Annotated in this window: 17 protein-coding genes; 9 read left to right on the forward strand and 8 right to left on the reverse strand. The window is 66.7% G+C overall.

The window, feature by feature from the left end; translation table 11 throughout:
- Positions 1 to 123: 123 nt before the first annotated feature.
- The 7 genes from L1F06_RS05710 (at position 124) to L1F06_RS05740 (ending at position 9621) form a co-directional block, all read left to right on the forward strand.
- On the forward strand, positions 124 to 1242 hold the full coding sequence (locus tag L1F06_RS05710; protein ID WP_129483915.1) for a serine hydrolase domain-containing protein: 1119 nt from the start codon (positions 124 to 126) through the stop codon (positions 1240 to 1242).
- Positions 1239 to 1559 (forward strand): hypothetical protein, encoded by a 321-nt coding sequence (locus L1F06_RS05715; protein ID WP_012017806.1) that lies wholly within the window; start codon positions 1239 to 1241, stop codon positions 1557 to 1559. Before L1F06_RS05710 ends, L1F06_RS05715 begins: the two co-directional genes overlap by 4 nt.
- A 128-nt stretch (positions 1560 to 1687) precedes the next feature.
- Entirely contained in the window at positions 1688 to 2260 is a 573-nt protein-coding gene (locus L1F06_RS05720) for a YceI family protein (protein WP_129483916.1), read from the forward strand.
- 7 nt (positions 2261 to 2267) lie between these two features.
- Positions 2268 to 3416, forward strand: a complete 1149-nt coding sequence (locus tag L1F06_RS05725) for a phospholipase D-like domain-containing protein (protein ID WP_129483917.1) — start codon at positions 2268 to 2270, stop codon at positions 3414 to 3416.
- Positions 3417 to 3661: 245 nt separating this feature from the next.
- Positions 3662 to 5455 carry a DUF1302 domain-containing protein gene (locus tag L1F06_RS05730; RefSeq protein ID WP_129483918.1) on the forward strand — a complete coding sequence of 598 codons (1794 nt, stop codon included), beginning with the start codon at positions 3662 to 3664 and terminating at the stop codon, positions 5453 to 5455.
- Positions 5456 to 5482: 27 nt separating this feature from the next.
- Positions 5483 to 6850, forward strand: a complete 1368-nt coding sequence (locus tag L1F06_RS05735) for a DUF1329 domain-containing protein (protein WP_036987346.1) — start codon at positions 5483 to 5485, stop codon at positions 6848 to 6850.
- Positions 6851 to 7014: 164 nt separating this feature from the next.
- Positions 7015 to 9621, forward strand: coding sequence for a LuxR C-terminal-related transcriptional regulator (locus L1F06_RS05740; protein ID WP_129483919.1), 2607 nt, complete (start codon positions 7015 to 7017; stop codon positions 9619 to 9621).
- Positions 9622 to 9826: 205 nt separating this feature from the next.
- Here the strand turns inward: L1F06_RS05740 and L1F06_RS05745 are convergent, their stop codons facing one another.
- The 4 genes from L1F06_RS05745 to L1F06_RS05760 form a co-directional block, all read right to left on the reverse strand.
- Positions 9827 to 11170, reverse strand: a complete 1344-nt coding sequence (locus L1F06_RS05745; protein WP_041772821.1) for a short-chain fatty acid transporter — start codon at positions 11168 to 11170, stop codon at positions 9827 to 9829.
- A gap of 190 nt (positions 11171 to 11360) precedes the next feature.
- Positions 11361 to 12542 carry an acetyl-CoA C-acetyltransferase gene (locus L1F06_RS05750; protein ID WP_252576737.1) on the reverse strand — a complete coding sequence of 394 codons (1182 nt, stop codon included), beginning with the start codon at positions 12540 to 12542 and terminating at the stop codon, positions 11361 to 11363.
- 180 nt (positions 12543 to 12722) lie between these two features.
- A complete protein-coding gene (locus L1F06_RS05755) occupies positions 12723 to 13379 on the reverse strand; it encodes a CoA transferase subunit B (protein WP_129484202.1) in 657 nt (218 codons plus the stop codon).
- A 10-nt stretch (positions 13380 to 13389) separates the two neighbouring features.
- Positions 13390 to 14088, reverse strand: a complete 699-nt coding sequence (locus tag L1F06_RS05760) for a CoA transferase subunit A (protein WP_129484201.1) — start codon at positions 14086 to 14088, stop codon at positions 13390 to 13392.
- Between the two features lie 104 nt (positions 14089 to 14192).
- Here L1F06_RS05760 and L1F06_RS05765 point away from each other — a divergent pair, with 104 nt between their 5' ends.
- Complete coding sequence (locus L1F06_RS05765; protein WP_129484200.1) at positions 14193 to 15086, forward strand: LysR family transcriptional regulator; 894 nt, start codon at positions 14193 to 14195, stop codon at positions 15084 to 15086.
- A 179-nt stretch (positions 15087 to 15265) separates the two neighbouring features.
- On the opposite strand, the gene L1F06_RS05770 is transcribed toward L1F06_RS05765, so the two are convergent.
- The 3 genes from L1F06_RS05770 to L1F06_RS05780 form a co-directional block, all read right to left on the reverse strand.
- A complete protein-coding gene (locus tag L1F06_RS05770; protein WP_129484199.1) occupies positions 15266 to 15859 on the reverse strand; it encodes a nucleotidyltransferase family protein in 594 nt (197 codons plus the stop codon).
- 117 nt (positions 15860 to 15976) lie between these two features.
- Positions 15977 to 16831 carry a type 1 glutamine amidotransferase domain-containing protein gene (locus L1F06_RS05775; RefSeq protein WP_129484198.1) on the reverse strand — a complete coding sequence of 285 codons (855 nt, stop codon included), beginning with the start codon at positions 16829 to 16831 and terminating at the stop codon, positions 15977 to 15979.
- Positions 16828 to 17148 carry a putative quinol monooxygenase gene (locus L1F06_RS05780; RefSeq protein ID WP_036986939.1) on the reverse strand — a complete coding sequence of 107 codons (321 nt, stop codon included), beginning with the start codon at positions 17146 to 17148 and terminating at the stop codon, positions 16828 to 16830. The genes L1F06_RS05775 and L1F06_RS05780 overlap by 4 nt, the downstream gene beginning before the upstream one ends.
- A gap of 95 nt (positions 17149 to 17243) precedes the next feature.
- Here L1F06_RS05780 and L1F06_RS05785 point away from each other — a divergent pair, with 95 nt between their 5' ends.
- Entirely contained in the window at positions 17244 to 18158 is a 915-nt protein-coding gene (locus L1F06_RS05785) for a LysR family transcriptional regulator (protein WP_129484197.1), read from the forward strand.
- Between the two features lie 33 nt (positions 18159 to 18191).
- Here the strand turns inward: L1F06_RS05785 and L1F06_RS05790 are convergent, their stop codons facing one another.
- Complete coding sequence (locus L1F06_RS05790; RefSeq protein WP_129484196.1) at positions 18192 to 20390, reverse strand: OsmC domain/YcaO domain-containing protein; 2199 nt, start codon at positions 20388 to 20390, stop codon at positions 18192 to 18194.
- Positions 20391 to 20426 lie beyond the last annotated feature (36 nt).

Genomic DNA, 20426 nt, shown 5'->3' on the forward strand with positions numbered 1-20426 from the left:
TACCACCGGTAGGGTGCGCCGTGCGCACCATTGAACGAGGGCGCGGTGCTCCCCTGTTCTGCCGCTTCAAGGCGTCATCCACTCCGTGCTAGGGTGCGCCTCGATTTCCCGTCGAGGTCGCCCATGAGCATCCTTTCCCTTCGCCATACGAGTCTGCTGCTCGGCCTTGGCCTGCTGGCCGGCCTTGCCCGGGCCGAGAGTTGGCCGCAACCGGATTGGCAGACGCTGCCCGCCAGCCGGACTGCCGCCGTTGCCGAGCTGGAAGCCTATGCCTTTGCCCCGCGCGATGAGGTGCAGCGCATCGGCGTGCGCAGCGATGCGCTGCTGGTGGTGCGTGACGGCCAGATCGTCTACGAGCGCTACGCGGCGCCGACCACGGCGCAAACCGCGCACCTGGCCTGGTCGATGGCCAAGAGCCTGCTGGCCACCACCCTGGGTGTGGCCTACGGCGAAGGGCGCTTCAAGCTCGATGCGCCGGTGGCCAAGTACTACCCGGCGATGGCCGGGCATCCGCAGATCAAGATCGGCCACCTGCTCAATTGGGCCTCGGGCCTGGCTTGGGAAGAAGACTACGAATACGCGCCGCTGAAGTCCTCGGTGGTGGCCATGCTCTACACCCGCGGCCGCGGCGACATGGCGGCCTTTACCGCCGCGCATGCGGCCGATGCCGCGCCCGGCACGCGCTTTCGTTATTCCAGCGGCGACAGCAATGTGCTGGCGGCGGCCTTGCGCGGCATGGTCGGCGAGCAGGCCTACGCCGACTACCCCTGGACGGCACTGTTCGAGCCGCTGGGTATCGACAGTGCGGTGTGGGAGCGCGACGGCGCCGGTACCTTCGTCGGCTCCTCCTACGCTTACATGAGCGCTCGCGATCTGGCCCGCGTGGGCCTGCTGATGCAGCGCGGCGGGCGCTGGGGCGAGCGCCAGCTGCTGCCCGAGGCCTGGGTGGCGTTCGTCAGCACCCCCTTTGCCGGCTACCAGCCGCAACTGGCCAAGCCGGGCGATGCCGTGCCGGGTGGGCATTGGTGGCTCAACGCCGAACTGCCGGGCAGCCGGCGCCCCTGGCCGGACGCACCGGCCGCGACCATTGCGGCGCTGGGACACTGGGGCCAGGGCCTGTACGTGCTGCCCGAGGAAAAACTGGTGGTGGTGCGCTATGCCGATGACCGCGATGCCAGCTTCAACCACAACGAACTGCTCAAGCGCGTGCGTGCGGCCTTCGCCGAAGAGGTGCAGCCATGATCCGTCGCCATCCGATCCTCAGCGTGCTGGTACTGCTGTTGGTCCTGCTGCTGGCCTGGGCCTGGCCGAATCGCGCCCATCTGGCCGCCTTCCCCGACATCATCGGTGCCTACACGGCCAAGGAGTACTGCTCCTGCCGCTACGTCAGCGGCAACCCGGCGGCCTACTGCGAAGGCTATGTGAAGCAGTACGTGCCGATCAGCAGCCTGCACGATGACGAAGGCGCCAAACGCGTCACCGCCAGCGGGCTGGGGCGCACGCACAGCGCGGTCTGGCTGGGACAGCGCCAGGGCTGTCAGTTATTGCCGAGCAAGTAGGGCGGGTGAAACCCGCCACCTCGGAAGCGGCGGGTTGCACCTGTCCTACGGTGCTGCGCGCGCCGGGCTTTGCAATGCAGGCCATGGCGACTATCGTTGCCGCCTGGTCATGCCGTTTTCGAGTCCTCATGCGCCGTTCGCTGTTTGCCCTGCTGCTTGCTGTCGCCTTCCCCGTTCACGCCGACTGGTACCTGGACAACGAGTCCTCACGGCTGTCGTTCATCTCCACTCATTCCGGCAGCCAGTCGGAGGTGCATCGCTTTCTCACCCTGCACGGACAGATCGCCGCCGATGGCCGCGCGCGCCTGCGGGTCGACCTGGATTCGCTGAGCACCGGCATTGCGCTGCGTGACGAGCGCCTGCGCGCCATGCTGTTCGACACCGCGCGCCTGCCCGAGGCGCGTATCAACGCGCAGGTCAACCTGGCGCAACTCACCGACCTGGCGCCCGGTGCCCAGCTGGAACTGCGCCTGCCGCTGCAACTGGTGCTCAACGAACACAGGCGCGAGCTGAATGCCGAACTGCTGGTCACCCGTCTCGACGATCGGCGCTTCCAGGTGGTGACGCTGGCGCCGCTGGTGCTGCACGCCGAGGACTTCGGCCTGGCCAGCGGCATCGAGGCGCTGCGCAAGATCGCCGAACTGCCTGCCATCAGCCTGTCGGTGCCGGTCGGCGCCGTGCTGATCTTCACGGCGCGCTGAGCGGACCGTGCGCGGCACCATCTTCCCCTGGCGTGCGGGCAATCGTTTCGAGCTGCTGCTCGATGGGGCGGCGTTCTTTCCGCGCATGCTGGCGGCCATCGACAGCGCCGAGCGCCAGGTCGAGCTGGAGCTGTACCTGATCGAGGACGGAGGCTGCAGCGAACGCCTGGTGGACGCGCTGTGCCGGGCCAGCGCCCGTGGCGTTCTGGTGCGCGGGCTGTTCGATGCCTTTGGCGCTGCCGGGCTGGGCAGCGCGCTGCGCCAGCAGCTGCTGGGTGCCGGTGTGCAACTGCGCTGGTACAACCCGGTGCGCTGGCGCCGCGGCGTGCGCAACTTTCACCGCGATCATCGCAAGCTGCTGCTGGTGGATCGGCGTCTGGCCTATGTCGGCGGCACCGGTTCGACCGATGAATTCTGGTTGCCGGACGAGGCGAGCAGTCCCTGGCACGAAGCCATGGTGGAGATCGAGGGACCGCTGGTGGGTGACTGGCAGCAGCTGTTCGAGCACCAGTGGCTGGCGCGCTTTTCCTGGCGCCCGAGTCACCAGCCCATGCCGCTGCGCCTGCCCGATTGTCCGCCCGCGGGGCTGGGCTTGGGCCGTGTGGCCTATGCCGATGCGGCGCAGCACCGCGACATCCTGCTGTCGCTGGTGCGCGCGCTGCGTGGCGCCAGGCAGCGCGTGTGGCTGGCCACGCCGTACTTCCTGCCCACCTGGAAGATCCGCCGCGCCCTGCGCCAGGCCGCCGCACGGGGTGTGGAGGTGCGCCTGCTGCTGGCCGGGCGCAACACCGATCATCCACCGGTGCGCTTCGCCGGGCAGCGCTACTACCCCAGGCTGCTCAAGGCCGGCGTGCGCATCTTCGAGTACCAGCCGCGTTTCCTGCACCTGAAGATGGTGCTGGTGGACGACTGGGTCAGCGTCGGCTCGTGCAATTTCGACCACTGGAACCTGCGCTTCAACCTCGACGCCAACGTCGAAGCGCTCGACCCGGCCTTCACCCGGGCGGTGGCCGCCAGCTTCATCGAGGACTTCGGCCACAGTCGCGAAGTCACCCTGCAGGACTGGCACCAGCGCCCCTGGTGGCGCCGCGCGCAGCAACGCCTGTGGGGCTGGCTGGACCGGCTGGCGGTGAACCTGCTCGATCGCTGGCGCTGAAACCCGCACGCGCCGGAGAAAGTTCCCCATCCACCTGATACCCCGTCATTCAGCACGCTGAGTGTCGCGGCCTGCCGCCCGTGGCAGGGCGTCGTTCATCCTTTCGGGCGACAGGTGAAATCCCTCCTTGGTGCGCTTATCCCGGTGTCGGGCGCTGCGTAGGGTGCAGTTGGCCTGCTGCCTCGTTCCGTGTTGCGAACGCGGCAGACGGGCACGACAGCTGCACCCCAACTCAGGAGACCCGCATGACAAGAACAACAGGGCCCGGACTATTCCAGCCGCATACCTTGGCCTTGGCCATCGCCCTTGGCATCAGCGCTCCGGCGCAGGCCATCAACTTCAACATCGGCGAGATCGAGGGCCAGTTCGACAGCTCGCTGTCGATCGGGGCCAGCTGGTCGATGCGCAGCCCGGACCGCGACCTGATCGGGCCGAACAATGGCGGCCAGGGCCAGGCGCAGACCGGCGACGATGGGCGCTTGAACTTCAAGAAGGGCGAGACCTTCTCGAAGATCTTCAAGGGCATCCACGATCTGGAGCTGAAGTACGGCGACACCGGCGCCTTCGTGCGCGGCAAGTACTGGTACGACTTCGAGCTCAAGGACGAGAGCCGCCTGTTCAAGGATATCGACGACAGCAATCGCAAGGAGGGCGCCAAGTCTTCGGGGGCGGAAATTCTCGATGCCTTCCTCTACCACAACTACGCCATTGGCGATCTGCCGGGCACGGTGCGGGTCGGCAAGCAGGTGGTGAGCTGGGGCGAGAGCACCTTCATCGGCAACAGCATCAACGCCATCAACCCTATCGATGTGGCCGCCTTCCGCCGCCCCGGCGCGGAGATCAAGGAAGGCCTGATTCCGGTGAACATGCTCTACCTGTCGCAGAGCCTCACCGACCGCCTGAGCATGGAGGCCTTCTACCAGCTGGAGTGGGACCAGACCATCCTCGACAACTGCGGCACCTTCTTCTCCACCGCCGACGTGGCCGCCGATGGCTGCGACAACGGCTACCACATCGGCTCGCCGGCCATCGCGCCGTTGCAGCCGATCGCCGCCGCGTTCGGCCAGGGTTTCCGGGTCGACAGCGAAGGGGTGATCCTGCCGCGTGCCGGTGATCGTGATGCGCGTGATAGCGGCCAGTGGGGCCTGGCCCTGCGCTGGCTGGGTGACGAGACCGAGTACGGCGCCTACTTCATCAACTACCACAGCCGCACGCCCATCGTCAGCACGCAGAACGCCGGCCTGGCGACCCTGGCGGCGCTGCCGGGGATCATCGGCACCGCCAACGGCATCGCCCCAGGCAGCGGCGCCGGCCTGGCGCAGAGCGTGATGCTCGGCAATGGCCGCTACTACCTGGAATACCCCGAGGACATCCGTCTCTACGGCCTGAGCTTCTCCACCACGCTGCCCACCGGCACCGCCTGGGCGGGTGAGGTCAGCTACCGGCCGAACCTGCCGCTGCAGATCAACACCACCGACATGACCCTGAGCCTGCTCAATCCCATCGCTCCCGGCACCGCGCCGGTTGCGGCCGGCCCGGGCCAGGACAACGTCGGCTACCGGCGCAAGGAAGTCACCCAGGTGCAGACCACCTTCACCCATTTCTTCGATCAGGTGATGGGCGCCGGGCGCTTCACCCTGGTGGGCGAGATCGGCATGGCCCATGTCGGTGGGCTGGAGAGCCGCGAGGACCTGCGCTATGGCCGCGATTCGCTGTTCGGAGCCTACGGCTTCCGTGGCGACACCCACGGCTTCGTCACCAGCACTTCCTGGGGCTACCGGGTGCGCGGCATCTGGGAATACAGCAACGTGTTCGCCGGGGTGAACCTGCGGCCGAACGTCTCCTGGTCGCATGACGTCGACGGCTATGGCCCCAACGGCCTGTTCAACGAGGGTGCCAAGGCGGTGAGCTTCGGGGTCGATGCCGACTACCGCAATACCTACACCGCCAGCCTGTCGTACACCGACTTCTTCGGCGGCAAGTACAACACCGCGGTCGACCGCGACTTTCTGGCGCTCAGCTTCGGCGTGAGCTTCTAGGTCATCAGGATCAGTTGAGGAATGCAGATGAATACAACCCTTAAGATGCTTGGCGCGCTGTCCCTGAGCCTGCTGGCCGGCAGCGTGCTGGCGGCGGTGAGCGCCGAGGAAGCGGCCAAGCTGGGCACCAGCCTGACCCCGCTGGGGGCGCAGATGGAAGGCAATGCCGCGGGCACCATTCCGGCCTGGACCGGCGGCCTGGCGGCCAACGCCGGGCAGGTCGATGCACGCGGTTTTCTCAGTGACCCCTTCGCGGGCGAGCAGCCGCTGTTCACCATCACCGCACAGAACCTGGCGCAGTACCGCGACCAACTGTCGGCCGGGCAACTGGCGATGTTCCAGCGCTACCCGGAAAGCTATCGCATGGCGGTCTATCCGACCCATCGCAGCACCGCGGTGCCGGACGCCATCTACGCCGCGGCCAAGACCAGCGCGCTGAACACCGGCCTGATGCCCGGCGGCAACGGCCTGACCAACTTCACCGACAGTCGCTACTACGCCTTCCCCATTCCGCAGAACGGTCTGGAGGTGGTGTGGAACCACATCACCCGTTACCGCGGCGGCAACCTCAGGCGCAGCATCGTGCAGGCCTCGCCGCAGACCAACGGCGCCTACACCCTGGTGCATTTCGAGGACGAGGTGGCGTTCCCCGACAACATGCCGGACGTCGATCCGGCCAAGGCGGAGAACGCGCTGCTGTTCTTCAAGCAGCGGGTCACCGCGCCGTCGCGCCTGGCGGGCAACGTGTTGCTGGTGCATGACTCGCTCGATCAGGTCAAGGAGCCGCGCATGGCCTGGCTCTACAATGCCGGCCAGCGTCGCGTACGTCGCGCCCCGCAGGTGGCCTACGACGGCCCGGGCACCGCGGCCGACGGCCTGCGCACCTCGGACAACTTCGACATGTTCAACGGCGCGCCGGATCGTTACGACTGGAAGCTGGTGGGCAAGCGCGAGCTGTTCATTCCCTACAACAACTACCGCGTGGCCTCGCCGCAGGTGAAGTACGCCGACATCCTCAAGGCCGGTCACGTCAATCAGGACCTGCTGCGCTACGAGCTGCATCGCGTCTGGGAAGTGGAGGCGACGCTGAAGTCCGGCGAGCGCAACATCTACGCCAAGCGCCGCTTCTACGTCGACGAGGACTCCTGGCAGATCGCCCTGTCCGAGCACTACGATGGCCGTGGCCAGTTGTGGCGGGTCGGCGAGGCGATGCTGATGCAGCAGTACGCGCAGAAGGTGCCGGTGTATGCCTTCGAGGCGCTGTACGACATCATCGCCGGGCGCTACCTGGCCATCGGCATGGCCAACGAGGAGAAGCGCTCCATCGAGTACGGCACCCAGGCCTCGGCCAAGGACTTCACCCCGGCCGCCTTGCGTAACGCCGGCGTGCGCTGAGTCTCGTGCTTGTCAACGGCGCCGCCTGCGGGCGGCGTCGTGCTGTCTGGCCGCCATGGTCTTGTGAATCTTCAGGCATAAGCCCGACGGGGTGCGGGCGCTCTGCTGGCGGGCTACCATCGAACGGTGGTTTTCAACAATGACAAGCAGAGAGAACCGCTGCCATGCCGACCCTTGCCCTTGCCCGCTCCAATGCGGTTCCGGCACCGTCTGCCGACCTGCCGCGGCTGCCGCCCGCGGTGATTGCGCGATTGCCGCTCGAGCAGCGCCTGCTCGCCAGCGATGCCCGTTTGCGCCTGCTCTGCGCGCCGGCCGGTGCCGGCAAGAGCGTGCTGCTTGGTCAGTGCGCGCGCCAGACGCCTGCCGCCGTGGCGCGGCTGTGGCTGGATCTGGGCGGGCGCAGCCTGACCCCGGCGCAGCTCTGCACGCGTCTGGCGGCGGCCTTGCAGCAGCCTGCGACGGAAGTGAACGAGGCGGCCCTGCTGGAAATGCTGCAGGCGCATTCGGGGCGGCTGTGGATCTTTCTCGACGATTACCCGCGCCAGCCCGATGGCGAACTCGATGCCTGCCTCGACCGCCTGTTCGCTGCGGCGCCGGCGCAGATCACCTGGTGGGTGGCCAGCCGCCGCACGCCGGCCTGGAACCTGCCGCGCCTGCTGCTGCAGGGCGATCTGCTGGAGCTCGAAGGGCAGGACCTGGCGCTGGACGAGGCGGGGCTGGCCGAGCTGCTGACGGCGCTGCAGCTGAACCTGGGTGAGGACCTCGGGCAGCGATTGTTGCAAAGCAGCGAAGGTTGGCTGGCGGCGATTCGCCTGCTGCTGCTCGATGCCGACGAGGATGCGTTGCGCCAGCGCCTGCAGGCCGGCTGCCCGCTGCTGCGCGACTACGTGCAGCGCGAGGTGCTGGCCGATCTGGATAACGAACTGCGCAGCGATCTGCATGCGCTGGCTCTGCTGCCACGGTTCGCCCTGTCGCTCTGTGAGCACCTGCTGGAAGGCCGCGGCGCCGAGCTGCTGAGCGAGCTGCAGCGACGCCAACTGTTCGTGCGCAGTCTCGACAGCAGTGGTACCTGGTTCCGTCTGTGGCGGCCGTTGGCCAACGTGCTGCGCAGCCTGCCCAGTGGACCGATGCCTGCGCCGATACACGTGCGTGCCTGCCAATGGTTCGCCCGCCACGGCGATATTCGTGAGGCGGTCGAGCACGCCCTGCAGGCGGGGCAGGTGGAGGTGGCGGTCAACTACCTGCAGCGCTTCAGCCAGGAGCAGCTGCTACAGGGGCATTCGGTCGCGCAGCTCCTGCAATGGCGCGAAGAGCTGCCGGCCTGGCTGTTCGCCAGCTCGCCGCGGCTGGTCGTATTGCAGGCCTGGGCGCTGATCATCTGTGCACGTTTCGACGAGGCGCGCGCCTGCACCGAGGCGCTGACGCACTTTCTGCCTCAGCCCGATGCCCGCCGCCAGCGCAAGCTGCTCGCTCACTGGCAGGCGCTCAGCGGCGTGCTGGCGCGCCAGTGCGGGCGCCGCGACGCACGCCAGCACTGCCTGGAGGCGCTGCAGGCACTGGACGACAGCGGCTGGTCGCAGCGCATCCTCTGCTATCAGGCCCTGGCCCAGCAGTACCTGGCGGAAAACGCCCTGGGCCAGGCGCAGCAGGCGCTGGATGAAGGGCTGCGGCTGTCGCGCCTGCACGGCAGCCTGATCTACGAGGCGCTGCTCAACACCGACCGCTGCCTGCTGCTGGAGATGCAGGGCGAGGCCGGACGCGCCGCGGAGCTGGCCGAGCAATCGCTGGCGCTGCTGCGTGGGCGGGTCAGCCACAGCCCGGTGGTCGGTCGCCTGCTGCTGCTGCGTGCCAGCCTGCTGGCGCGCCAGGGCCTGGACGAGACGGCGCGGCAGGCCTATCGCCAGGGGTTGCAGGAGGCCGAGTTCTGCGAGGATGCCTACACCATCTCCGGCTACCTGGGGCAGGTGGAGCTGGCCGAGGCGTGCGGCGATCTCGACGAGGCCTACCAGTGGTTGCAGAAGGCCGAGCGGGTGATGCAGTGCTCGCACGTGCCGGAGGTGCGTTATCGCGGTGTGCTGCAGCTGCAGGCCGGGCGCTTGCTGCTGCGCCAGGAACAGTACGGCCGTGCCCGCGAGGTGTTCGCCCAGACCCTGCAGCAGTTGCAGCAACGCCAGCAACTGGCGCCCTCGGGCTTCTATGACCTGCTGCCGCGTCTGCGTCGCTACCTGGCCGTCAGCGACCTGCTGCTCGGTCATCATGCCGCTGCCGAGCATGCCCTGCGCCTGTTGCTGGACGAATGCCAGATGGCCGGACATCGCAGCCTCAGCTGCGAGTGCCGTGTCGCGCTGGCCGAAAGCCTGTTGCTGCAGGGGCATGACGAGCAGGCCGAGACGCTGCTGCAACAGGCCCTTGGCGAAGCACGCCAGTTGCGCCTGCTGCGTCCGCTGCTGGAGCTGCAGCAGCGTCAACCGCAGTGGCTGGAACGGTTGCTGCCGGGGGAGGCCGGGCAGAGCCTGCACCAGCGTCTGTTCCAGCCGCCACCGACGCTGGACGAGCCGGCCAGCGCCGGCACCGCGCTGCTCAGCTCGCGTGAGCTGGCGGTGCTGCAGCTGATCGCTCAGGGCTGTTCCAATCAGGAGATCGCCGATCGCCTGTTCATCTCCCTGCACACGGTCAAGACCCATGCGCGGCGGATCAACGTCAAGCTCGGCGTGCAGCGGCGCACACAGGCGGTGGCCATGGCCAAGGCGTATGGTCTGATGGGGGATTGAACCGGCGATGTTCGGATGGGCCGGTCCCCGCTCTTTCAGGGGCGAGCTCTATGGGCCGCCGCTGTCGGACTGCTGGTGGGCTGAAGCCCACCCTACGGCTAGGTGTTAGCTTCAGTTTGTAGGGTGGGCTTTAGCCCACCGGGTTGGTCCGTGTGGGCCGAAGCAGATCGCTGCCCGGCCCACCCTACCAGGCTTCGTTGCTCGCTCAGCCGAGCAGATAGAACGCGCCGCAGATCACCACGCCCGAGTACAGCAGCATGATCAGGCAGTAGCCCATGATGTCTCGCGCGCCAAGGCCGACGATGCCCAGCAGCGGCAGCGCCCAGAACGGCTGGATCATGTTGGTCCAGGCGTCGCCCCAGGCGATTGCCATGGCGGTGACGGTGGGCGATACGCCCAGAGCCTGGGCAGCCGGCAGCATGATCGGGCCCTGTACGGCCCACTGGCCGCCACCGGAGGGCACGAACACGTTGACCACACCGGCGCTGAGGAAGGCCAGCAGCGGGAAGGTGTCGGCCGACGACCAGGAAATGAAGGACTCGGTGATCTGCCGACCGAGGGAGACGCCGTCGGCGTTGGCGCCCATCATCATGCCCATGATCCCGGCATAGAAGGGGAACAGCAGGACGATACCGCCGATGCCGCGCACGCTCTCGTCCACCGCGCGCATGTAGCGCTCCGGGGTGCCATGCATCAGCAGGCCGCTGAACAGGAAGATGGCGATGACCACGTCCAGGCCGAGCACGAAGCCCTTGCTGGCGAAGTGGTTGAACAGGTAGATGCCGGCCATGGCCACCAGCGCCAGACCCAGGATGCGGCTGTCGTCCAGGCGCTGCGCCGGGGTGTCACGGGCCGGCAGCTCGGCGTGCGATTCCACCAGCTTGGCCGGGTCGGCCACCTTGGCGCCCTGACGCGGATGCATGGCGCGGTTGAGCAGTGGCAGGCCAATCACCAGAAGCGCGACGATGGTCAGGTTCAGCGGGCTGAACAGGGTCTGGGTGATGCTCACCGGTTCGGTCAGTACACCGGCGGTGATGCGTGCCAGATCGGGGCCGCCGGTGGCCATGGACAGCGGCACCGAACCGGCGAGGCCGCCGTGCCAGACCAGAAAGCCCGAGTAGGCCGAGGCCACCAGCAACGGGTAGTCGACGCCTGCGACCTTGCGCGCCAGGGCGCGGGCGAACACTGCGCCGATCACCAGGCCGAAGCCCCAGTTGACCCAGCAGCCCACCAACGCCACCAGGGTGACCATGATGATCGCCTGGCCCGGCGTGCGCGCGATCGCGGCCAGGCGGTCGAGTTGGCGGTTGATGATCGGCGCGCTGGCCAGGGCGTGGCCGGTGACGAAGATCAGCGCCATCTGCATGGCGAAGCCGAGCAGTGTCCAGAAGCCGCCGCTCCAGTGCTGGACCATGGCCGGCAGCGACTGGCCGGTGGCGGTCATGCCGGCGATCAGCACGCCCAGGGTGAGCAGGGTGGAAAAGACGAAGGGCGAGGGCAGGTACTTCTGTACCAGGCCCACGCTCATGCGGGTGAGTGTGTTGAACATGGGGGATGCCTCTTTTTTTATGGTTGTAAGGGCTTTGACCAGGCATTCGAGGGTTGGCTTCGCCTGGCCGTTGCAGCACAAATGACAAAGCCCGGCACGAGGCCGAGCTGTTTGGCGTAGCCCGGATGCAATCCGGGAGTTCCGTGGCAGGTTTCCCCGGATTGCATCCGGGCTACGGTGTTCGGGTTGCTTAATTGCGCTCGATGGCCAGCGCCACACCCTGACCGCCACCGATGCACAGCGTGGCCAGACCTTTCTTGGCGTCGCGGCGGATCATCTCGTGCAGCAGGGTCACCAGCACGCGGCAGCCCGAGGCGCCGATGGGATGGCCCAGGGCAATGGCGCCGCCGTTGACGTTGACCTTGTCGGTATCCCAACCCAGCTCTTGGCCGACCGACAGCGCCTGGGCGGCGAAGGCCTCGTTGGCTTCGATCAGGTCCAGATCGGCCAGGCTCCAGCCGGCCTTGTCCAGGCAGCGGCGGGTGGCCGACACCGGGGCGATACCCATGATCGCCGGGTCGACGCCGGCATTGGCGTAGCCGGCAATCTTCGCCAGCACCGGCAGGCCCAGCGATTGCGCCTTGCTCGCGCTCATCAGCAGCACGGCAGCGGCGCCGTCGTTGAGGCTGGAGGCGTTGCCGGCGGTGACGCTGCCGTCCTTTTTGAACGCCGGCTTGAGCTTGGCCAGGGATTCGGCGGTGGTGCCGGCGCGTGGCTGTTCGTCACGGGCGAAGGCGACGGGGTCGCCCTTGCGCTGTGGAATCAGCACCGGGGTGATTTCTGTGTCGAAACGACCGGACTCGATGGCGGCCACGGCCTTCTGCTGCGAGACGGCAGCGAAGGCGTCCTGGGCTTCACGGCTGATGCCGTATTTCTCCACCAGGTTCTCGGCGGTGATGCCCATGTGGTAGTCGTTGAAGGCATCCCACAGGCCGTCGAGGATCATGCTGTCCTGCAACTGGGCGTGGCCCATGCGCAGGCCGGTGCGGGCTTTCGGCAGCACGTAGGGCGCCAGGCTCATGTTCTCCATGCCGCCGGCGATGATCACCTCGGCATCGCCGCAGCGAATGGCCTGGGTGGCCAGGTGCAGGGCTTTCAAACCCGAGCCGCAGACCTTGTTCAGGGTCATGGCCGGCACGGCATGGGGCAGGCCGGCGCGGATGGCGGCCTGGCGTGCGGGGTTCTGCCCGGAGCCAGCAGTGAGCACCTGGCCGAGGATGACTTCATCGACCTGGGCGGCATCGAGGCCGGTCTGCTCCAGCAGGCGCTTGATGACGATGGCGCCAAGTTCGGGCGCGGGAATCTCCGCCAGGCTGCCCTGGAAGCTGCCGATGGCGGTGCGGGTGGCGGCGACGATGACGACGTCTTGCATGCTTGACTCCTAGGCGAGAGCGAATCGCTCCACGCTGCAGTGCGATACCAGAGCCGTGGGAGGCGCGTTAGCGGCGAGTTTCCAGTCGCGGCTAAAGCCTCTGCCACAAGCCCCATCTGGCCGAACTAAAAACGTCCCGAAGACGCCGTGCGTGGTGGCGCCTTCGAGACGGTAGACAACTTAGAAGCTCATTTCCGGGACGTGTTTGGGGACGATCAGCTTGCCGGCGGTCTTGGCCACGATTTCCTCGACGCTTACACCCGGCGCCCGTTCGCGCAGGATGAAGGCGTTGTTCTCGATCTCCAGGTAGGCCAGGTCGGTCAGCACCTTGCGGATGCAGCCACAGCCGGTCAGCGGCAGGCTGCAATGCTCCAGCAGCTTGGATTCGCCGTCCTTGGAGGCGTGGGTCATGGTGACGATGATGTTGTCGGCACCGGCCACCAGGTCCATGGCGCCGCCCATGCCCTTGATCAGCTTGCCGGGGATCATCCACGAGGCGATGTTGCCGCGCACGTCCACCTCGAAGGCGCCGAGCACGGTGAGGTCGACGTGGCCGCCACGGATCATGGCGAAGGATTGCGACGAGTCGAAGATCGCTGCGCCCTTGATCGCGGTGACGGTCTGCTTGCCGGCGTTGATCATGTCGGCGTCCACTTCTTCCTCGGTGGGGAAGGCGCCCATGCCGAGCAGGCCATTCTCCGACTGCAGCATCACCTGCATGCCTTCGGGTACGTAGTTGGCGACCAGGGTAGGGATGCCGATGCCGAGGTTGACGTAGAAGCCGTCCTGCAGTTCGCGGGCCACGCGCTGGGCCATTTGTTCACGGGTCAGTGCCATGCTCTTGTCCTCAGCTGCGCAGGGTGCGTTTTTCGATGCGTTTCTCGAAGCTGCCGCAGATCAGCCGGTCGACATAGATGCCGGGGGTGTGAATCTGCGTCGGGTCGAGTTCACCGGGCTCGACGATCTCCTCGACCTCGACCACGGTGATGCGCCCGGCGGTGGCCACCACCGGATTGAAGTTCTGCGCGGTGTGGCGGTAGACCACGTTGCCGAAGTGGTCGGCCTTCCAGCCCTTGACGATGGCGAAGTCGCCGGTGATGGCCGGCTCGAGAATGTAGTGGCGGCCGTTGATCTCGCGGGCCTCCTTGCCCTCGGCGACCGGGGTGCCGTAGCCGGTGGCGGTGAAGAAGGCGGGAATACCGGCGCCGCCGGCGCGCAGCTTCTCGGCCAGGGTGCCCTGCGGGGTCAGTTCGACTTCCAGCTCACCGGAGAGCAGTTGCTGCTCGAACAGGGCGTTCTCGCCGACGTAGGAGGCGATCATCTTGCGGATCTGCCGGTCTTCCAGCAGCACGCCGAGGCCGAAGCCATCGACGCCGCAGTTGTTGGACACCACGGTCAGATCGCGCACGCCACGGCGGCGGATCTCCTTGATCAGGTTCTCGGGGATGCCGCACAGGCCGAAACCGCCGGCCAGTACGGTCATGCCGTCCTGCAGGCCGTCCAGGGCTTCTGCATAGCTGCCGACGCGTTTGTCGAGTCCGCTCATTCGAGGCTGCCTCTTGTTGTTATCTGGGGTGAGGCCAAGCTTCTGCGCTACGAGCTTATTTGTTAAGTTTGTTTTTCCTCTCGATTGATCAGAGAAATAAATTAATGACCGTCAAGCAGCTACGCGCCTTTCTCGCCGTGGCGCAAAGCCTGAGCTTCGCCCAGGCCTGCGAGCGCCTGCATCTGTCGCAGCCGGCGCTGAGCCTGGCGATCAAGAACCTCGAGCAATCCCTCGGTGGCCAGCTGCTGGTGCGCACCACCCGCAGCGTGGCGCTGACGCCGGAGGGCGAGACGCTGTTGCCGATCGCCGTGCGTCTGCTCGCCGACTGGGACAACGCCGAGGACCTGCTGCGCCAGCACTTCACCCTGCAGATGGGCAAGGTGGCGGTGGCAGCCATGCCGTCGTTCGCCGGCAACCGACTGCCGGCGGCGCTGCGTGCCTTTCGCGACGCCTACCCACGGGTCAACGTGGCGGTGCACGACGTGATCAACGAACAGGTGATGGAAATGGTCCGCGACGGCCGCGTCGAGCTGGGCATCGCCTTCGAGCCGGCAACCCTCGATGGTCTGCAGTTCACCCCGCTGTACGAGGATCGTTTCGTCGCCGTGGTGCCGGCCGACAGCGAGCTGGCCGAGCGCGAGGCCCTGAGCTGGGTGGATCTGCTCGACCGGCCCTTCATCACCCTGCAGCGGCCCTCGGCGGTGCGCCTGCTGCTGGAAGACAGCGTGATCGCCAGCCACGGCAGGCTGCCGGTGGCGTTCGAGAGTCATCAGCTGGTGACGGTCGGGCGCATGGTCGCCGAAGGCCTCGGCGTCAGCGCGGTGCCGCAGCTGTGTCGGCAGCAGATGGAGGAGTTGGGCGCGCGCTGCCTGCCGCTGGGCGAGCCGCAGGTCACGCGGCGTGTCGGCCTGCTGCACCAGGCCGGGCATCAGCTGTCCAGCGCGGCGCAGGCGTTGAGCGACACGCTGTTACGTCAGGCAGAGCGTTATCAGGCGTAGGGCGGGTGAAACCCACCGCTGGCGTGGAGGCGGGCAGCACCCGCTCTAGGAGGAACTTCAAGCGGCTGCATCTGGCCTGTGTAGGGTGCGCCGTGCGCACCGCTGGCAAGGTGGATGCGTGGTGCGCACGGCCTAGGCGGCCCCGCGACACCCTACGAGTATCGATCCGAGGCGGCACACTAGAGCCGCTGCCAGTCCTCGGCGGTATCGACGTCCAGCAGCAGGCCGGGGTCGTCCAGTTCGAGGATCTGCACGGCGTCGGGGTTGCGCTGGATCACCGGCCTGGCGCCCGTGTCGCCGCTCAGCTCGGCGAGCTGCGCCCAGAAGCGGCGGCCGAACAGTACCGGGTGACCGCGTTTGCCCTGATGGCTGGGCAGCACGATGCGGTCCGGGGCGGCGCAGGCCATCAGCGCCTCGAGGCTGTGGCGACGAATCGACGGCATATCGGCAAGAAAGATCGCCACGGCGTCAGCGCGCGATTCGGCCAGCAGGCGCTCGGCCCCTGCGGCCAGGCTATGGCCCATGCCCTCGGCGGTGGCCGGGTTCTGCACGATATGCACGCCCTGTGGCAGCTCAAGCTCTGTCAGCGCTTCGTCCGGACGCAGCACCAGCCAGACGTCTTCGAGCATCGAACAGGGCAGGGCCAGGCTGGCGGCCAGCAGCGAGCGGCCGTCGGCGAGCACGAGCCGGCGCTTGTCGGCACCGAAGCGGCGGCTGTAACCCGCGGCGAGCATCAGCGCGGCGATGGGGGGGGACGGCTGGTTCGGTTGCATGTCACGCCTGTGAAGGATGTGAATGCCGCCGATTGTAAGGACTAATTCGGTTTGCGGTGAGGCGATCTGCGAACCGCTAGGACGACGCACGGCGACGCCGTCCTGGCGGTTCGGACTTCACTGCGCCTGCTGGCCTTTGGCGTCGAGCATCTGCACCAGCTTCTTCCCCAGCGCATGGTCGGAGAAGGGGTTCTGCCCGGTGATCAGCTCGCGATCCACGACCACGTTGGGCGCCCAGGCCTCGGCGTAGCTCAGCTCGCCGCCCGCGCTTTCCATCGCGGTGGCCGGGTAGAACAGGATGCGTTCACCTTGCAGCGACTGTTCGAAAACCTGCTCCTCCGGGGTGGAGAAGATGGTCATGCGGTAGCCCTGATAGATCCAGTCGGCCGCTGCCGGTGTTTCGCCATTGGCCAAGGCCGCCTGGTAGGCCGCCGGGTCGCGCTGCGCCGAGAGCAGGGCGATCGGGCCGTGGCAGATGGCGGCAGTGGGCTTGCCGGCCTGGTGGAAGTGACGCAGCAGGGCGCCGACCTCGGGGTTGTTGGCCAGGTCGATCAGCGGCGCATGACCGCCGGGAATCAGCAGGCCGGCGTAGCGCTGCAGATCGCCCTCGAGCACTTCCTTGAGCGACAGCGTGTCGTCGATGCCCGGCAGGTTTTCCACCAGGCTGCGGATGCGCTGCATCTCCTGCTCGTCGCCGCCGAAGTACTGCGGGGTTACCGAGTTCTCATCGACACGCGGGGCATTGCCCTTGGGTGTGACCAGCACCAGTTCGTAGCCCGCCTTGAGCAGATGGTCGGCGGGGACGCCGAACTCGTTGAGGTAGAACCCGGTGGTGTACTGCTTGCCATCCTTGAGTGGCAGTTGCGTTTCGCTCGACAACAGCACCAGTACTTCGCCCTTGCCGGCAGCCAGGGCGCTGCCTGCCAGCAGGGAGCCGGCAACGGCGACGGCGAGGGTGGTCTTCTTGCTCATGATCGTTCTCCTGATTGGGAAAAGGGGGCCAGGTCCAGGGCGTGAACCACGCGCACCTGGGTGGGGGCGCTCAGCCAGTCGGCTGTGGCGGCGCGATAGTGCTGGTAGTGGGCGCTCTGGCGATGGGCATCGACGGCGGCCTGGTCGACGTAGAGTTCGAACAGGTCGAAGGCCTGGCCGTCGTCGCGCAGGAACAGGTCGTAACGCAGGTTGCCGGCCTCGGCCCTCGAGTGCTGCACCATCAGGCGCAGCGCCTGCTCCACCGCTGCACGGTGCTGGGGTTGGGGCGTGATGGTGGCGAAGATGCCGATCGTCATGCTGATCTCCATGGGGCAACGGGTTTTCAGGCACCATCCTAGGCAAGGCGATATGATTCGAAAATTCGAAAGCGCTTATTTCAGGAATTCAAAAAATGAATATCGCCAAGAAGGACCTGAATCTGCTGCTGGTCTTCCATGTGCTCTATCAGGAGCGCAACGCCTCGCTGGCGGCCGAACGCATGGCGCTGAGTCAGCCAGCCCTGAGCCACAAGCTGAACAAGCTGCGGCATCAGTTCGGTGACCCGCTGTTCGTGCGCGCGCCGCGAGGGTTGACACCGACGCCGCGGGCCCATGAGCTGGCGCCGCAGGTTCAGCGCCTGGTGGGGGAGCTGGAGGGGTTCTACGAGCGCTGCGATGGGCAGGACTTTCTCGGGCGCGTCGAGCGCTTGCATCTGTACAGCACCGACTACATCGAGCAGACCCTGCTGCCCAGGCTGCTGCCGATTCTGCGCCAGCAGGCACCGAACCTGGTGCTGGTCACCCACAACACCCGTGGCCAGCTACCGCGTGACGAGCTGGAGAAGGGCACCTGCGACCTGGCCATCGCCGGCTTCTACAAGGACCTGCCGGGCACTTTCCATCAGCAGCGTCTGCTCAGCGAGGACTTCGTCGTGCTCGCCGCGCATGACAACCCACGCCTCGCGCGCGGCCTGGATCTGCAGAGTTTCGTCGCCTGCGAGCATCTGATCACCACGCTGACGGGGGATCTCGAGGGACTGGTGGACAGGGCGTTGCAGCAACTGGGGCTGCAGCGGCGGATCGCTGCCGGGCTGTCCAGCTTCGTTGCCCCGCCGCGCCTGCTGCGCGGCAGCGACCTGTTGCTCACCTGCCTGCGCTCGCTGGCGCAGGAGGCGGTCGCCCGGGACCCTGAGCTGCGCATGCATCCGCTACCGCTGGAGTTGCCGCGTGTCGAGGTGATGCAGATCTGGCACGAACGCACCCACGCCGACCCGTTGCGCAGCTGGTTCCGCCGCCAGGTGCAGGCAGTCGCGCAGGCGGCGGACTAGAACGAAGGCCCGCGATTCGGTTGGGGCGATTGCTCAGCCGGCCAAGCCCGCCGCCCTGGCGCGGGCGGCGTGCAGTTTCTTGTAGCTGTCGATCAGGCGCAGGTGCTTGTCCAGGCCTTCGAGCTTCATGCTGGTCGGCGTCAGGCCATGGAAGCGAACGCTGCCCTCCACCGAACCGATCACCGCGTCCATGCGCTCGTTGCCGAACATGCGCCGCAGGTTGTGCTCGTAGTCGGCCAGCTCCAGCTCGTCGTCCAGCTGGATCTCCAGCACGGCGTTGACCGCCTGGTAGAACAGGCCGCGCTCGACGGTGTTGTCGTTGTACTGCAGGAAGGCCTCGACCAACTCCTTGGCGTCGTCGTATTTCTTCAGCGCCAGGTTGATCAAGAGCTTCAGCTCGAGAATGGTCAGCTGGCCCCACACCGTGTTGTCGTCAAACTCGATACCGATCAGCGTGGTGATGTCGGTGTAGTCGTCGACCTCGGTGTTGTTGAGGTTGCGCAGCAGCGACTTCAGCTCGCGGTCGCTCAGGCTGTGCAGGTTGAGGATGTCCTTGCGAAACAGCAGCGCCTTGTTGGTGTTGTCCCAGATCAGGTCCTCGACCGGGTAGATCTCCGAGTAGCCCGGCACCAGGATGCGGCAGGCGTTGGCGCCGAGGTCGTCATAGGTGGCCACGTAGACTTCCTTGCCCATGTTCTCGAGGATGCCGAACAGGGTCGCGGCTTCCTGCTCGTTGGAGTCTGCCCCTTCGCCGGAGAAGTCCCACTCGACGAATTCGAAGTCGGCCTTGGCACTGAAGAAGCGCCAGGACACCACGCCGCTGGAGTCGATGAAGTGCTCGACGAAGTTGTTCGGCTCGGTCAGCGCCAGGCTGTCGAAGGTGGGCTGCGGCAGGTCGTTGAGGCCCTCGAAACTGCGGCCCTGGAGCAGTTCGGTAAGGCTGCGCTCCAGCGCCACCTCGAAGCTCGGGTGGGCGCCGAAGGAGGCGAACACGCCACCGGTGCGCGGGTTCATCAGGGTCACGCACATCACCGGGAATTCGCCCCCGAGCGAGGCATCCTTGACCAGCACCGGGAAGCCCTGTTCCTCCAGGCCCTGGATGCCGGCGACGATGCCCGGGTACTTGGCCAGTACGTCCTGCGGCACGTCCGGCAGACACAGCTCGTTCTCCAGAATCTCGCGCTTGACCGCCCGTTCGAAGATCTCCGACAGGCACTGCACCTGCGCTTCGGCCAGGGTGTTGCCGGCGCTCATGCCGTTGGACAGGTACAGGTTCTCGATCAGGTTGCTGGGGAAGTACACCGTCTGGCCATCGCTCTGGCGCACGAACGGCAGCGAGCAGATGCCGCGCGCGGTGTTGCCCGAGTTGGTGTCGAACAGGTGCGAGGCGCGCAGCTCGCCGTCCGGATCGAAGATGGCCCGGCAGTGCTCGTCGAGGATCTCCTCGGGCAGCGCATCCTTCGGCCCCGGCTTGAACCAGCGCTCGTTGGGGTAGTGGACGAACTCGGCGCCCGCGATGTCCTCGCCCCAGAACTGGTCGTTGTAGAAGAAGTTGCAGTTCAGCCGCTCGATGAACTCGCCGAGGGCCGAGGCCAGTGCGGCCTCCTTGGTCGCGCCCTTGCCGTTGGTGAAGCACAGGTTCGACTGCGCGTCGCGGATATGCAGCGACCAGACGTTGGGCACGATGTTGCGCCAGGAGGCGATCTCGATCTTCATCCCCAGCTCGGCGAGGATGCCCGACATGTTGGCGATGGTCTGCTCCAGCGGCAGGTCCTTGCCCGGGATGTAGGTGGTGGTGTCACTCACCGGCATCAGCAGCGCCTGGGCATCGGCGTCGAGGTTGTCGACTTCCTCGATGATGAACTCGGGGCCCTGCTGCACCACCTTCTTCACGGTGCAGCGGTCGATGGAGCGCAGGATGCCCTGACGGTCCTTCTCGGAAATGTCCGCCGGCAGCTCGACCTGGATTTTGAAGATCTGCGCGTAGCGATTTTCCGGGTCGACGATGTTGTTCTGCGACAGGCGGATGTTCTCGGTGGGAATGTCGCGTGTCTGGCAGTACAGCTTGACGAAGTAGGCCGCGCACAGCGCCGAGGAGGCCAGGAAATAGTCGAACGGACCCGGGGCCGAACCGTCGCCCTTGTAGCGGATCGGCTGGTCGGCCACCACCGTGAAGTCATCGAACTTGGCTTCGAGTCGGAGGTTGTCGAGAAAGTTGACCTTGATTTCCATGAGGCTTACCGGCATTGCGAGCAAAAAACGAGGGGC

The organism is Pseudomonas hydrolytica (assembly GCF_021495345.1).
GTDB classification, from domain to species: domain Bacteria; phylum Pseudomonadota; class Gammaproteobacteria; order Pseudomonadales; family Pseudomonadaceae; genus Aquipseudomonas; species Aquipseudomonas hydrolytica.

What these genes read in the sequence shown, in the direction of transcription:
- L1F06_RS05735 (WP_036987346.1), top strand. Translation starts at nt 5,483, where the DNA reads ATGAATACAACCCTTAAGATGCTTGGCGCGCTGTCCCTGAGCCTGCTG.
- L1F06_RS05745 (WP_041772821.1), bottom strand. Translation starts at nt 11,170, where the DNA reads ATGTTCAACACACTCACCCGCATGAGCGTGGGCCTGGTACAGAAGTAC.
- L1F06_RS05785 (WP_129484197.1), top strand. Translation starts at nt 17,244, where the DNA reads ATGAATATCGCCAAGAAGGACCTGAATCTGCTGCTGGTCTTCCATGTG.
- L1F06_RS05790 (WP_129484196.1), bottom strand. Translation starts at nt 20,390, where the DNA reads ATGGAAATCAAGGTCAACTTTCTCGACAACCTCCGACTCGAAGCCAAG.
- L1F06_RS05775 (WP_129484198.1), bottom strand. Translation starts at nt 16,831, where the DNA reads ATGAGCAAGAAGACCACCCTCGCCGTCGCCGTTGCCGGCTCCCTGCTG.
- L1F06_RS05730 (WP_129483918.1), top strand. Translation starts at nt 3,662, where the DNA reads ATGACAAGAACAACAGGGCCCGGACTATTCCAGCCGCATACCTTGGCC.
- L1F06_RS05750 (WP_252576737.1), bottom strand. Translation starts at nt 12,542, where the DNA reads ATGCAAGACGTCGTCATCGTCGCCGCCACCCGCACCGCCATCGGCAGC.
- L1F06_RS05770 (WP_129484199.1), bottom strand. Translation starts at nt 15,859, where the DNA reads ATGCAACCGAACCAGCCGTCCCCCCCCATCGCCGCGCTGATGCTCGCC.
- L1F06_RS05710 (WP_129483915.1), top strand. Translation starts at nt 124, where the DNA reads ATGAGCATCCTTTCCCTTCGCCATACGAGTCTGCTGCTCGGCCTTGGC.
- L1F06_RS05765 (WP_129484200.1), top strand. Translation starts at nt 14,193, where the DNA reads ATGACCGTCAAGCAGCTACGCGCCTTTCTCGCCGTGGCGCAAAGCCTG.
- L1F06_RS05720 (WP_129483916.1), top strand. Translation starts at nt 1,688, where the DNA reads ATGCGCCGTTCGCTGTTTGCCCTGCTGCTTGCTGTCGCCTTCCCCGTT.
- L1F06_RS05780 (WP_036986939.1), bottom strand. Translation starts at nt 17,148, where the DNA reads ATGACGATCGGCATCTTCGCCACCATCACGCCCCAACCCCAGCACCGT.
- L1F06_RS05715 (WP_012017806.1), top strand. Translation starts at nt 1,239, where the DNA reads ATGATCCGTCGCCATCCGATCCTCAGCGTGCTGGTACTGCTGTTGGTC.
- L1F06_RS05755 (WP_129484202.1), bottom strand. Translation starts at nt 13,379, where the DNA reads ATGGCACTGACCCGTGAACAAATGGCCCAGCGCGTGGCCCGCGAACTG.
- L1F06_RS05740 (WP_129483919.1), top strand. Translation starts at nt 7,015, where the DNA reads ATGCCGACCCTTGCCCTTGCCCGCTCCAATGCGGTTCCGGCACCGTCT.
- L1F06_RS05760 (WP_129484201.1), bottom strand. Translation starts at nt 14,088, where the DNA reads ATGAGCGGACTCGACAAACGCGTCGGCAGCTATGCAGAAGCCCTGGAC.